11 protein-coding genes are annotated in these 13,017 nt (G+C 69.1%); 7 read left to right on the top strand and 4 right to left on the bottom strand.

All coding sequences use genetic code 11. The features are described 5' to 3' along the window. Positions 1-47 precede the first annotated feature (47 nt). From AOP78_RS14000 to AOP78_RS13980, 5 genes are all read left to right on the top strand, one after another. The gene (locus AOP78_RS14000) at positions 48-1,100 is read left to right on the top strand and encodes an acyltransferase family protein (RefSeq protein ID WP_083980242.1); all 1,053 of its coding nucleotides are present in this window, start codon (positions 48-50) and stop codon (positions 1,098-1,100) included. Between the two features lie 165 nt (positions 1,101-1,265). Continuing rightward, positions 1,266-2,009 (top strand): SGNH/GDSL hydrolase family protein, encoded by a 744-nt coding sequence (locus tag AOP78_RS13995; RefSeq protein ID WP_062206086.1) that lies wholly within the window; start codon positions 1,266-1,268, stop codon positions 2,007-2,009. A 332-nt stretch (positions 2,010-2,341) separates the two neighbouring features. Next, positions 2,342-3,232, top strand: a complete 891-nt coding sequence (locus AOP78_RS13990; RefSeq protein ID WP_062206083.1) for a hypothetical protein — start codon at positions 2,342-2,344, stop codon at positions 3,230-3,232. After that, a complete protein-coding gene (locus tag AOP78_RS13985) occupies positions 3,222-3,926 on the top strand; it encodes a class F sortase (protein WP_152659569.1) in 705 nt (234 codons plus the stop codon). Before AOP78_RS13990 ends, AOP78_RS13985 begins: the two co-directional genes overlap by 11 nt. Positions 3,927-4,108: 182 nt before the next feature. Then, positions 4,109-5,869, top strand: a complete 1,761-nt coding sequence (locus AOP78_RS13980) for an RNA/DNA-binding domain-containing protein (RefSeq protein WP_062206078.1) — start codon at positions 4,109-4,111, stop codon at positions 5,867-5,869. A gap of 150 nt (positions 5,870-6,019) precedes the next feature. Here AOP78_RS13980 and AOP78_RS15570 read toward each other — a convergent pair whose 3' ends face one another. From AOP78_RS15570 to AOP78_RS13970, 4 genes are all read right to left on the bottom strand, one after another. Beyond that, positions 6,020-6,154, bottom strand: coding sequence for a hypothetical protein (locus AOP78_RS15570; protein WP_269082112.1), 135 nt, complete (start codon positions 6,152-6,154; stop codon positions 6,020-6,022). A 153-nt stretch (positions 6,155-6,307) separates the two neighbouring features. Next, positions 6,308-6,439: a hypothetical protein gene (locus AOP78_RS15565; RefSeq protein WP_269082111.1), complete on the bottom strand. Its 132-nt coding sequence runs from the start codon at positions 6,437-6,439 to the stop codon at positions 6,308-6,310. Between the two features lie 299 nt (positions 6,440-6,738). Next, positions 6,739-9,840, bottom strand: a complete 3,102-nt coding sequence (locus tag AOP78_RS13975) for an FAD-binding and (Fe-S)-binding domain-containing protein (RefSeq protein WP_062206075.1) — start codon at positions 9,838-9,840, stop codon at positions 6,739-6,741. A gap of 184 nt (positions 9,841-10,024) precedes the next feature. Further along, positions 10,025-10,906 (bottom strand): PDDEXK-like endonuclease domain-containing protein, encoded by an 882-nt coding sequence (locus tag AOP78_RS13970; RefSeq protein ID WP_083980236.1) that lies wholly within the window; start codon positions 10,904-10,906, stop codon positions 10,025-10,027. A gap of 383 nt (positions 10,907-11,289) precedes the next feature. Here AOP78_RS13970 and AOP78_RS15315 point away from each other — a divergent pair, with 383 nt between their 5' ends. Both AOP78_RS15315 and AOP78_RS15310 read left to right on the top strand, forming a co-directional pair. After that, positions 11,290-11,832 (top strand): hypothetical protein, encoded by a 543-nt coding sequence (locus tag AOP78_RS15315; RefSeq protein WP_160297649.1) that lies wholly within the window; start codon positions 11,290-11,292, stop codon positions 11,830-11,832. A gap of 200 nt (positions 11,833-12,032) precedes the next feature. Continuing rightward, on the top strand, positions 12,033-12,839 hold the full coding sequence (locus AOP78_RS15310) for a hypothetical protein (RefSeq protein WP_062206066.1): 807 nt from the start codon (positions 12,033-12,035) through the stop codon (positions 12,837-12,839). The last annotated feature ends 178 nt before the right edge of the window (positions 12,840-13,017 follow it).

The following is a 13,017-nucleotide window of genomic DNA, read 5'->3' as shown; positions in this document are numbered from 1 at the left end:
TGAGGCGCAGTGGGGCGCTTCGTGTGTGTGCCGCTAGACTCGCGCGCATGGTGGGGGACATGAGGTCTGACACTGAGGCTGTTGCACGGGCTTCAGTTAGTCACGGTCGGATTGAGTACATCGACGGCATCCGCGGCGTAGCGTCTCTAATGGTCGCACTCCAGCACCCGCTTGAGTTTGCGTTTCCTGGCTACGCGGCCTGGTCTGCCGAATGGGTCAACCTCGGGCGCATCGGAATCGTCGCGTTCTTTCTCGTGAGCGGGTACGTGGTGGGTCTGACACTGTCAAACCAGAGCGCAGCTACATTCACGATTCGACGCTTCTGGCGGCTGTATCCGATCTACTGGCTCGCCACGCTTGCATACGCCCTAGTTGCGCTCATGACAGGCGACGCACAGGGCGGCTTCACGCTCGCCGTGATCGCAATCAACATCACGATGCTTCAAGGATTCATTGGCGCGACGACCATCCTTGGCGTCGCGTGGACTCTCGGGATTGAGGTCGTCTTCTACATTCAGTCAGTGGTCAGCAAGCTTGCAAGACGACTTGACCTTTCCGTGTGGCTTGGCCTGTGCTGGCTCGCAGCTTTCGGAGCCCTCGCGTGGTCCAACTACTTCCGGCTCACGGGATTCACGGCCGTAGTGCCGCTGATGATGTTCACTGCGTCACTCGGCTTCTCGTTGTACCTCTGGGAGTCGCAGCGATCGCGTTCACTGCTGGTGTTGCTGCCGAGCGCGATCCTTGTTGTCCCGGCCCTCGGATGGCTTCTCGAGTACGACGGGCAGGGCACGACAAGTTCGTGGACGCCGATGGGGTTTGACTCGTCATACCTCATCGGGCTGGTGATCTTCTGGGCGTTCTACGCGTTGCGCAACGCGGAGGTTGCGACTCCCGTGCTCTGGCTCGGCAAGATCAGCTATTCGCTCTACCTCGTGCACACAATCGTGATGATTGCGGTCGCCCCAATCGGACTGCCTGCGCCCGTCTTCGTCGCCGTGTCGGTCGTGACGTCACTGGGTGCTGCCTGGGCGGCTCACGTCCTTGTTGAGCGCCCGTCCATCGACTTCGGAAGGCGTATCACTATGCGGCGGTCGCGGTGAGTACCCAGGTCCAGTAGGCGTCAAGCCGCTGGAGCGTCGCAGCCGCCCCTTGAGGGATCGTTGGCGGAGAACCCTTGCCCGACAGGAAGATGTTGGTGCTGCCGTCTGCATTGTCGTAGAAAGGGACACCTCCGCCGTACTGCTCCGCGACCTAACCTGGGAACCGTGGCTCCACGCGATTCGCCCTCACGCGCGCTGGCCCGCGCGTTCGTCACAGTCCTCGGGCTCTGGCTTCTCGCGGCCTGCGCGTGGTCCGGGGCCACCGACGCGGCGACCTCGTCGGACACGACGACCACATCGACTGCGGTTTCCGCATCGGCCACCACTCCTGCCACCACCGCTGCCTCGACCAAGCCCCGCCTCTCGGTAGTCGGCGATTCCTACACCACCGGGTCCACGATGGACAGCGGTGCCGACGCCCGCTGGCCCGCGCTGATCTCCGACGAGTACACCGTCGAGCTGTTCGCCTTCGGCGGCACCGGCTACGTGCGCACGCGCGACGACGATCCGCCCGGCGAGGACACCAACTTCGTCACCCACGCGCGCGAGGTGGACCCGGACTCCGACATCGTCCTCATGATCGGCTCCGTCAACGACTACCTGGCCGACCCCGTCGAGATCGAGGCCGCCGCCGAGGAGGCGATCGGCCTCGCTCAAGCCGCGGCGCAGGGCGCGCGCATCGTCGTGATCGGGCCCATCTCCCCCACCTGGCCCGTGCCCGACGGCTACGCGAACGCCAACACCGCCGTCGGTTTGGCGGCCGCGGCCATGGACGTCGAGTTCTTCGACGCGATCGACGCGGGCTGGTTCGAGGGCCACGAGGACCTCATCGGCGAGGACACCCTCCACCCCACCGACGCCGGCCACGCCTACCTGGCCGAGCTCATCCGCGACGTCCTCGCCTCCTGAGCAGCCGCATCGTCCCTGGTACAGAGGCCCTGGATCGCGTGTCGAAAGCGCGCGCCACCCCCGATCGGTGACGCATCATCCTTCACCTGTTGCGCACGAATTCTCCGAAGAGTTACGTTCACCCCATCGCGCCCGAGGGGTGGGCGCTTCGCATGGGGAACGACCACCGTCGGTCGGGTCTGAGGGGGCCGCATGTGCGCACACGCCGACCAGCCGTCATCGGCACCGGTCCCGCGCGCCCAGGCCTCGCGACCGCCACTCCCCGTGATCCCTGCCGCCGCATCACGCGCGCCGCACCACCCAGGTGCGTGAACACAGGAAAAAGGGATCCCATGAACCACCTCAAGCGCCTGCTGATCGCAGCAGGCATCACCACCGCCGTCGCACTCAGCGCGACACCAGCGCTCGCCACCACGGCTCCGTACACCGGCACGCTCTCCGTCGACTGCGTCGAAGGCTACGACCGCATCACGGTGGACGACGCGTGGAGCTACGACGACCCGACGTTCTACATCGACACCGACCTCGACGAGTCCGAGTACGTCGGCAGGACCGACGGCCCCCACGATTCCTTCATCGTGGCCCCCGGCGCCACCGAGTACTACCTGTACTACTTCGCCTACGACGAGGGCCGCCCGCAGATCGTGGTCGATCAGATCGGCGCGCCCGACTGCGGCGACGTCCCGACCGACACCACCTGGCCCCCACCCATCACCCTCACCTGCCAGGGGATCCTCGTGGAGAACACCCTCGACATGAGCCTCTGGGTGACCACCTACCCCGCCGAAGGCACCGCGCTTGCCACGGTCATCCTCGCGGGCGGCGAATCCCAGCTGTTCTACAGCGAGGATCTCGGCGGCCTCGTCGTCGCCGCCGAGGGCTACGACAACTACACCTTCATCGAGGGCGGCATCGACTGGCCCGACTGCGTCGAGCCCTCCCCCGAATCGGGCGAGCTCGGCGAGACAGAGGACGCCACGCCCACCCCCACCCCCGACATCACCGCGACCGCTCTCGCCGCCGAGATCCCCGAGGACGAGGACACCACCTCCGGCACCCTCGCCACCTCGGCCACCAAGCCCGCCTCGACAACAACAGTTCAGACGGACGATGCGACCGCCGCCTCGGGCGCCCTATCGCCCGTCCTCGCCGGGCTGGGTTGGGGAGGGCTCGCCATCGCGGCGATCGTCCTCATCGCGCGCCGGCGCCTGCGTGAGCAGTAAGGCACCGTTCGCAGCAGCGGCCCTGATCCTCCTCCTCAGCGGGTGCGCGAGCACCCCCGGGGCGGGGGACCAGGGCGCCGCCGCGCCCTCGGACGTGGCCTCGACTTTGGCGTCCACGGCATCCGCGACCGCCGCATCGTCGTCCCACGCGCAGTCCTCGCCCTCCGTGAGCGCCTCGGCCGTCGCGATCGCCTGCGTGCCGACGCGCATCGTCTCCGCCGCTCTGGACCTCGACTGGCCCGTCTACGAGGCCGACGAGAACGACTACTGGGAGGACGGCACCATCGCGCCGCAACGCCTGGACCAGGTGATGTGGGACTCCTCGATCGGCTCCGCGCCCGGACCGGTGTCGCCCGCCGCCACCTACCTGTTCGGCCACCACTCGCAGGCCCGGGAGGCCGTGTTCAACTCGCTCGAGCCCGACGCGATCTCCGCGGGCGACGAGGTCCTGCTCGAGTCCTCGTGCGGCGAGCTCGACTACGTCGTCGACGCGTGGGAGCAGGTCGCGAAGGACGAGCTCGCCGCCGACGACGGCCTGTTCATGAGCTCCTTCTACGTCCCCGGCTCCGTGGTCCTCACCACGTGCGACCCCTCCGACGGCACCTACGTCGCCTCCGACGGGAACCAGCACGCGGTCAACAACCTCGTCGTCCGCCTCATCCCCGCGCCCGACGCGACCGCGACGGGCGACTGAAGGGCGCATCGTCCGTGCGCAGCCATGGAAGCAAACATCGAAGTAAGGGGCACTCGATCGCCAGGGACGCCGCCAGCGCGAGCGTCCCTTACTGAGGTGAAAAGTTATGGCAGACGCAGAGTCCGCACGCCAAGGCATAATTTTCCATGGCGTTAATTATGACTGCGTGTCAGAATGCACCCATGACCATCGCATTCGGCTCAGACCCCGTGCGAGCAGAGGTACAGGCTCTGCTCACGCTCATCGACAAGGGCCAAGTCGTCGACGGCAGCTCCGAGCGCAAACACGTGGACCTCAAGGAAGAGGCCGGCCGCCGCGACAAGCAAGGCAACGTGACCATCGGCTCGACACGCAACGAAACGGCCGCCGAGAAGCTTGCCGGCGAAGCCACGTGCATGGCGAACACCCCAGGCGGCGGGGCGCTCATCGTAGGAGTCGCGGACGACGGTACCGTGATCGGCACCCAGCTCGACGCAGAATGGCTCCGGCAACGCATCTACGAGCTCACGCAGCGCATGCTGACGGTCGACGTCACCGAGGCCGTCGTCGCGGGCACAAGGCTGCTCGTCCTTGTCTCACCGACCGCCGTCGAGCCGATTCGCCACCGCGGCCGCATCCACTGGCGCGTTGGCGACAGGTGCGTCGAGGTCGACGCCACCACGTGGCACGCACGCCGCATGCAGACGCTTCACTACGACTGGTCCGCAGATGACTCCGGGGCGCCCGCATCCGAGGTACGACAGCAGGCAATCGCAGTCGCCCGAGACTTCCTCAGAGCGAGCGGCGACGCACAGACCGAGGAACTCTCCGACGCACCCGACCACCAACTGCTCCGCCGGCTGAACGCCGTCACCGGAAGAGGAACGTTGACCAACGCCGGTCGGCTGGCCTTCATCGGTCGCGGAGAGCCATCCCTGGACTACATTCACAGGGAGCGCGCAGGCGCAGACAGCACCGCTCGAGTGAGGCGCTCGGGCAGGTCGTTGCTCGAAGAGCTCGACGAGGTCTTCAGGACTGTCGAGACACGCAACTCCACACGCCACATCGAGACCGGGCTCGTGGTCCGCCAGATCAAAGACATTCCGCCGCTCGCAGCCCGCGAGGCAATAGTCAACGGGGTCGCCCACCGCGACTGGAACGTGCCCACGCCCACCGTGGTCGAACACATCGGCCACACACTTCGCGTCACCAGCCCAGGCGGCTTCTACGGCGGCGTCAACGCGACGAACATCATCACGCACCCGTCACAATCGCGGAACGGATCGCTCGCGCAGCTCCTCGCGGATCTCCGCGTAGCGGAACGAGAAGGAATCGGCGTCGACCGCATGGTGCGCGAGATGGTCCGTATCGGCTACCCAGCACCCGGCATCAACGAGATCGACGGGCCATTCGTCAGGGCGTCGCTCGTCGGCGACGCCGTCGACCTGCCGTGGATCGCGTGGCTCGCCTCGATGGAACCACCACGCGAGGCTCAGGACGTCTCTTCGCTCCTGCTTCTGCAACGACTCCTGACCGAGGGATGGATCGACGAGGCTTCAGCCGCACCCCTCATCCAACTTCCCGTCGAGGAGGCCCGCGGCGCCGTGCTCAAGCTCAGCCACGCCGCGATCGGCAAGACCCCTCTTCTTCACACCGTCGAAGGCACTCCCGAAGGCACAGCAACCGCGTGGCGGCTGTCCACCGAAGCGCTCGCGGAGCTCACCGATCGCGATCGAGAGATGGGCCATCCGCGCCCACTGCCGTCACGCAGGAGGGTCGCGTCGTCGTACGCACAGGGACGAGGCCGCATCAGCAGCACGGAACTCGGATCACTCGTGGGAGCGAGCCCGTCAAACGTCGGCGCCACACTCAAGCAACTCGCGCAGGAAGGAGTGCTCGACCCGTCGAGCGCGGCAGGGCGAGGTCGAGGCTTCTACTACCGCTGGCACGACGCCCCCCGATAAGCGCCCGGACGAAGCCCCACACGCCCAGCCCCCGCATCGTCCCTGTTCCTCTTCACCCCCTCGGCAGCAGAAAGCCCCGCCGAGAATCCCTCGACGGGGCTTGCGTATCACCGGCCTCACCGCTCGCGGCGGCCGGATGCTGCGATCAGATCAGCGGATGTCGGTCTTCGAGGTCGCGTTCATCGCGTCCTCGATCTCCATGAGGATCGGCGAGGGCAGGTAGCCGAAGTCGCCGGCGGTCGAACGGTGAGCGAGGAAGTTGAAGACGCTGTTGCTGAGGGCCATGAGGATCTCCTTGTGTGAGTCGTGCTGGATGAGCGCCGGGTCAGCGGCGCGAGGTGGCGGTGCAGCCCTGACGGGCGCCGCCGGGAGCCGGCAGGACCGACCCGGCGAGGTCGAAGCCCCTGCAGGAGCCGTTGCGAGCGGTGCCGAGCATGATCAGCGGATGTCGTAGACCGAGGTGGCCGACATGGCGTCGATGACCTCGTCACGAACGGAAGCCGGAAGGTGGCTGTAGTCGGCGGTACGAGCCTTGCGGCCGGCGATCGCGGCGGTGAGGGTGTTGAACATTGCTGCTCTCCTTCAGTTCGGTGAGAACCGGGGAGCCTGGACGTGGAGTCCGGGATTCCCGGTGGCCCCACGTTGGGACAATGCAAAAGTCCCGCTCCTGATCGTTGCTGTGGCGACGGTGTCAGTAGCGGGACGCTGTGTTCACTATATAACGCTGAGCGACATCTGTGAAGTTCGACGTGGCGGGGATCACAGTCCACGCACGGCTTGCCACGTTGCATGGCCTCCGGCCGGGACCTGGGGCCTACGAGGAATCTTTCCAGGGACGATGCTGGCACGGCCCTGCCGCCCGGCGTCGCCTACTTGCCGCGCGCCGCCCGGGTCAGCAGCTCCGCGAGGTGCAGGCCGTCGACGCCCGCCACCTGCTCCGCCTGCGTGCGGCAGCTCACGCCGTCGGCCATGTAGACCACGTCGCCGCTCTGCACGGTGCCATCCTCGCCACCCAGGCCGCCACCCGTGCCCGCGACGGCCTTGCCATCCTTCGTGAGCCCGGCCTTCTCGAGCGCCGGGACGAGCGAGTTGTGCGCGATGTCGACCGACAGGTCGTAGTGGCCGTTCTCGTACCCCCAGTTGCCCGCGAGCCCGCAGCAGCCCGACGCCTCCGTGACGTTCGCGCCGGCGCGCGCGAGGATGTCGCGGTCCGCCGTGTAGCCCACCGTCGAGTACTGGTGGCAGTGCGGCTGGACGACCACGTCCACGCCCTCGAGGCTCGGCACCTGCCACTCGGGGTTGGGCTTGATGGGCGCCCGTCCGGTCAGCACCTCGGCGAGCGTGTACGTGCCGAGCGCGACCGACCGCGCGCGCGGGTCGTCGGGCAGGATCTCCGTGATGTCGCTCGTCAGCACCGCCGTGCACGACGGCTCGACCCCGATGATCGGGATGCCATTGACCGCGTACGGACCCAGGACCGTCAGCAGGTGCTCCAGGTGCTTGCGCGCCCCGTCCAGCTGACCCGTCGAGATCCACGTCACGCCGCAGCACGCGTCGCCCGCCGAGACGATGACCTCGAAGCCCGCCTCCTCGAGGACCTGGACGATCGCCGTCGGGATCTCCGGGTCGAGCCCGTCCGTGAACGAGTCCGCCCACAGGACCACGCGACGGTCGGTGCGCGACGCATCGTCCTGGCCTGTCGCATCGTCCCTGCCTGTCGCATCGTCCCTGCCTGTCGCATCGTCCCTGGTTCCGGACGTTCCTGCCACCGGCTCCGTCGGGACGGCGGTCGCGCGGCGAGACTTCGCCACCTCGGTGCGGCGGAACGGCTTGGACGCGAACTTCGGCAAGCTGCGGCGCTTGTCGAGACCCGCGATCGGCAGGATCAGGCGGCGCAGAGGGCCGACCGCCATGACGCCGTTCACGAGCCACGGCACCCAGCCGATGATGTTCATCCACCGGGGCAGCCAGCCGATGCTGTAGTGCGGCATCGGGCGGAGCTTGCCCTGGTAGGAGCGGTGGAGGACCTCGGACTTGTAGGCCGCCATGTCGATGCCACTCGGGCAGTCCGACGAGCACGCCTTGCACGACAGGCATGCGTCGAGGCTCTGGCGGACCTCGGGCGCGGTGAGGCCGCCGATGAGCGAGCCGTTGATCGCGTCCTGCAGCACGCGCGCGCGGCCGCGGGTGACGTCCTTCTCGTCCTTCGTCGCCGCGTACGACGGGCACATGAAGCCCGTGCCCGTCCCCGGCAGGTCCGCGCGGCACTTGCCGACGCCCGTGCAGCGGTGGACGGCCTCCGTAAGGTCGCCGTGGTCGTGCTCGAAGGCGAGGCCGCCGCTGCTTCGCTCAGTCTTCTTCGCCGCGGGACGTCGCAGGTCCGCGTCGAGCGGCGCCGGGTCCACGATGATGCCCGGGTTCAGCAGGTTGTTCGGGTCGAACAGCGCCTTGACGTCCTTGAAGAGGGCGATCGCCTCCTGGGAGTACATGGTGCCGAGGAGCTCCGAGCGGGCGCGGCCGTCACCGTGCTCGCCGGACAGCGAGCCGCCGTGCTGCGCGACCAGGGCCGCGGAGTCCTCCATGAAGGCCCTGAGGGGTCGCCCGTCCTCCTGCATCGGGATCGCGAGACGCACGTGGATGCAGCCGTCGCCGAAGTGCCCGAACGGCTGACCCTCCACGCCGTGGCGATCCATGAGGGCGTCGAAGTCGCGCAGGTACGCGCCGAGCCGCTCCGGCGGGACTGCCGCGTCCTCCCAGCCCGGCCAGCACTCCTTATTATCCGCGGTGCGGCCCGCGAGGCCCGCGCCGTCCGCGCGGATCGCCCACAGCTTCGCCGACTCGGCCTCGTCGCGCACGACCCGGAAGCTCGACGTGCCCGAGGCGGCGACGACCGCCGCCATCTGAGCCTCAGCATCGTCCTGCGTCGCCGCGCCCACCTCGACGAGCAGCCAGCCCGCTCCCTGGGGGAGGTCGGGGACGCCGGCAGCGCCCTTGGCCGCCCTGACGCGCGCGACCAGGCGGGCGTCGAGGCCCTCGATCGCCTGCGTCTTCAGGGGCAGCATCGGAACCACCGCGTCGGCCGCGGCGGGCATGTCGTCGTACGCGAAGACGCCCGTGAGCCTTGCTCGGGGAACTTCGACAAGGCGAAGCTTCGCCTCGAGCGCCGTGCCCAGCGTGCCCTCCGAGCCCACGAGGAAGCGACCCAGGTCGCCGCCGTTCTCCGGCAGCAGATGCTCGAGCGAGTAGCCCGAGACCTGACGCGTGAAGCGCCCGAACTCCGTGCGGATCAGCGCGAGGTTCGCCTCGACCAGCTCCTTAAGCCCCGGCACCGCCTCCGGTCCCCCGGCGCGGCCGACCGCTCCGGCGGCCCCCGCATCGTCCGCCTTGGCGCGCGCGTTGAAGCGACGGCCGAGGCCGTCGATGACGTCGAGCGAGAGGACGTTGTCCGACGTGCGGCCGAACGCGAGCGCATGCGGGCCGCACGCGTTGTTGCCGATCATGCCGCCGAGCGTCGCGCGCGTCCACGTCGACGGGTCCGGGCCGAAGCGCAGGCCATGCGGCGCGACCAGGCGCTGCAGGTCGCCCATGATCACGCCCGGCTGGACGCGGGCCGTGCGGGCCTCCACATCCACGTCGAGGATCTGGTTGAGGTGGCGGCTCGTGTCCACCACGATGCCCGTGCCGATCGAGTTGCCCGCGACCGACGTGCCCGCGCCGCGCATCGTCAGCGGCGTGAGCGTGGCGCGCGAGACCGAGTGGATGGCGAGGAGCTCGTCCACATCACGCGGGAACGCCACCAGCTGCGGGACCACCCGGTAGTTGGACGCGTCCGTCGAGTACTCCGCGCGACGGCGCGTGCCCGTCTCGATGTGATCCACGCCCGCCGCATGCAGCTCCGCGGCGAGAGCACGGGCCTGCTCGGCCGAGTCGGTCAGGTCAGGCGCGGGCGTCGTAGCGGTCACGCTGGCCATTCTTGCACCGGGTGCGAGGCGAAGTCCCAGGGAGAAGGGCCCGGGGCGCGCAGGCGGGGTCGCGCATGCACCGCCCGCGTGCCACCCCACCCTTCGCTCACCTCCGCCGACGATTCCTGCCACATCTCGGTCCGCACGCACGGCGCGTCCCGTGCGACACGCCGTCGCCCGCCGCCGGCAGGTGTCAGAAAGTGCTCGCCGCGGCGGCCCTATGCACATCGCCGCGGCCCACGAGCCTCGCCACATCGCGCGTCACGACCTCCGGATCGGCGAAGATCTCCGCGGCCGCGAACCGCAGGACGCGATAGCCCAGCCCGTTCAGAGTCCGGTCCCGCTGCCGATCGACGATGAAGGACTTCGGGTCCGAGTGATACGTCTGACCGTCCGCCTCGACCACGACGGCGTCCTCCACCACGAGGTCGACATCTCCCACGCCATCGAAATGCACCTGACTGCGCAGGCGGTAGCCCGCGCGCAGGAGGGCGAGGCGCGCCAGCGACTCCGCCGGCGACCCCGCCTTCGGATCCGCCACGGACCGAAGCCACCGCGTGAGGCGCGGCGTCACGGCCCGCAGGTCATCGCGCTGGATCAGCCCCCGGCCGAGAAGGTCGTCAGCCGCGACCACCAGGGTCGTCGGCGAGACGCACCGCGAGGCGTCGCACAGCGCCTGCGCCGCGTCGACCTCGGGCACTCCCGTGAGCTCGCCCGTGCGGTGGATCACCACACCGCGGCGCAGACGGGGATCGCTCTTCGTGATGCCCCGGTTCCGGGCCACCGCGAGGTGCACGCCGCCCGTCGGGGCCGGGATCAGAGGCACACCCCAGCTCTCGAGCGCGGTGATGCAGGTCGGTTCGGCCTGGAATGAGGCGGACAGCACCGCGGCGCGGGACGCCCCCGGCAGCGCGTAGGTGCCGTCTCGTCGCACCAGATCCCCTGCCACCACCGCCTTGCACAGCGCATGCCGGCTCGCGCCCGCCTTGAGCAGATCGCGCGCACGCGCCGCACCGCCGAGAGACTCCACCACTCTCACCACGTTCATCGCGACCCCGTTCCGCTGCGTTCTCATGCCGACACCATGACGAGCCGGCCGCGCGCGGGCGCAACCGCCCACGAGAACCGTGGAGAGCCGTCTGGCCCGAGGGGTCTGTGGACAGTCCCCGACACATCGCGACGACTGGACGCGGCGCGTCGCGGGCAACACGCCGCCGCGCGACCTCGGGCGGTGTCAGCAAGTGTCGCTAGCGCGGGCAAGGCCGCGAGCGAGCAGCGCCGGGACCCGCGCCGCACCCCGAGAATCATTCGGACATACGGTCAGCGAAGGTCACAATTGGGCCGCATCGACCCCCTCGAATGTTGCGTACGTCACACCGTGTCGCTTACCCTCGAGGGACGATATTCCGGGGGGCGCGGAGCGTCGTTTCACCGGAGCGAAAGGCTGAGGGGCCATACATGAAGTGGGCAGGAGTCACCGCAGCGGCGGTTGGAGCGGCGGCGATGATCGCGGGAGCATTCGCGGTCCCGGCCCTCGGCGCCGAGAGTTCCGGCGTGACCGTCGACGACTCCGGCATCACCCTCCCCGCAGGTGACACCTTCCTGGACGGCAAGACCATCAGCGTCTCCGGATCCCAGGGCACCTTCGGCTACACGTTCGACTCCGCATGCGTCGACTCCGACGCCGACACCTGCGAGGGCGTCACACACACGCTCGCGCAGTACATCGGCGAGAGCTTCCTCCCGTGGTCGGCGCTGGGCATCACCGGCGACTTCTGCATCACCTGGGTGAACCTGTCGCAGTACGCGGGCGCGATCGAGACCGGCACCACGGACTCCCGCTGCGTCTCGAAGAGCGGCGCGGTCGGCACCGAGCCCACGGGCGAGGTCCTCGCCACCGGCGAGGAGGTCGATTCGACCGACGACGAGTCGGCCTCCACCTCCACCGAGACCGCCGCGGCCGCCACCGCCGCCGACGCCGAGCCCAGCTACACCGGCTGACCCACCTCCGGGCTCGGCTCCACACGCCAAGCCCCCTGGAAAATGGGACATTCCGGGCAGCGAATCGGTTTCATTACCATCGTTGAGGTCGTAGCGAAACCTGCTGTGGCGAATCTCACACTCCCCCGCTAGCCTGAACTCGCAGTACACGCAGGTAGACGGCCCTATCCCGGCGGCCGCCCTGTGCTGGGGGGAACAACATGATCAAGTGGTACGAGAAGATCGCGGCAGCCATCGGAGCCGCCGCACTGGCCATCGCAGGCTTCGCGATCCCGGCCCTCGCGAGCGACCCGCTGCCGTACACCGTGAGCGCGGCCGGCATCACGCTGACGAGCGGCACATTCCCGGACGGCGGGCACATCAACCTCACGGCGACCGGCGGAGCGACCTGGACGAACTTCCAGTTCGAAGGCAAATGCAAGGACAGCACCTCCGCCGAGTGCATCCAGCCCTTCCCGACGACGGGGATCACACTGCACGACATGGCCCAGTACATCGGCGAGAGCTTCGTGCCCTGGTCGGCGTTCGGACTCTCCGGCACGTTCTGCGTGACGTGGGTGCAGATCCACCCGTACGACTACCACTTCGGCGCGCCCGCCAATGAGGAGAGCCCGGTGTGCGTCGGGGCCCAGGGCGGCGAGACGAAGACGCCGGCCGAGACGACAACGCCGGCTCAGACCACGACCACCACGAGCGGCGGCGAGACCTCGCCCGCGGGGACCACCTCCCCCGCGGAGACCACCTCGCCTGCCGAGACGACCTCACCGGCTGAGACGACGACGCCCGCCGAGACCACCACCCCGGCCGAGCCGGAGGTCCTGAGCGAGACCGTCGAGAAGTCGACGCCGAGCACGACGTCCGCCTCCCCGGAGGGCACCGAGCTCGCGGTCGAGGCGGAGGCCACGACGGCCGCCGCAGCCGAGACCACCACGCCGGAGGCCACCGCGACGCCATCCTCCGGCACCGCCGCCACCGCGGCCACCGCCGAGCCCAGCTACACCGGCTGAGGCCCGACACTCCGAACGACGCCAGGCGCTTCCACCCACTCCTCCATCAGGAGGCTTGGGCGGGAGCGCCTTCGCGCGTCGCGCCTTCAGCCGGTGGACCCGCGGCGGGCCGGCCTCCCGGCGCCCGGCGCCCCCGGCGCCCCCGGCGAGCCCTCGCGCGCCCGGCGCTCCGCGTGCG

The sequence above is a fragment of the Demequina salsinemoris genome (genome assembly GCF_000974805.1).
Classification (GTDB): domain Bacteria; phylum Actinomycetota; class Actinomycetes; order Actinomycetales; family Demequinaceae; genus Demequina; species Demequina salsinemoris.
The sequence above is the reverse complement of the archived record's forward strand: the minus strand, read 5'-3'. Positions and strand labels throughout refer to the sequence as shown.

What these genes read in the sequence shown, in the direction of transcription:
- AOP78_RS14000 (WP_083980242.1), top strand. Translation starts at nt 48, where the DNA reads ATGGTGGGGGACATGAGGTCTGACACTGAGGCTGTTGCACGGGCTTCA.
- AOP78_RS13990 (WP_062206083.1), top strand. Translation starts at nt 2,342, where the DNA reads ATGAACCACCTCAAGCGCCTGCTGATCGCAGCAGGCATCACCACCGCC.
- AOP78_RS13970 (WP_083980236.1), bottom strand. Translation starts at nt 10,906, where the DNA reads ATGAGAACGCAGCGGAACGGGGTCGCGATGAACGTGGTGAGAGTGGTG.
- AOP78_RS13975 (WP_062206075.1), bottom strand. Translation starts at nt 9,840, where the DNA reads ATGGCCAGCGTGACCGCTACGACGCCCGCGCCTGACCTGACCGACTCG.
- AOP78_RS15310 (WP_062206066.1), top strand. Translation starts at nt 12,033, where the DNA reads ATGATCAAGTGGTACGAGAAGATCGCGGCAGCCATCGGAGCCGCCGCA.
- AOP78_RS13980 (WP_062206078.1), top strand. Translation starts at nt 4,109, where the DNA reads ATGACCATCGCATTCGGCTCAGACCCCGTGCGAGCAGAGGTACAGGCT.
- AOP78_RS15570 (WP_269082112.1), bottom strand. Translation starts at nt 6,154, where the DNA reads ATGGCCCTCAGCAACAGCGTCTTCAACTTCCTCGCTCACCGTTCGACC.
- AOP78_RS15565 (WP_269082111.1), bottom strand. Translation starts at nt 6,439, where the DNA reads ATGTTCAACACCCTCACCGCCGCGATCGCCGGCCGCAAGGCTCGTACC.
- AOP78_RS15315 (WP_160297649.1), top strand. Translation starts at nt 11,290, where the DNA reads ATGAAGTGGGCAGGAGTCACCGCAGCGGCGGTTGGAGCGGCGGCGATG.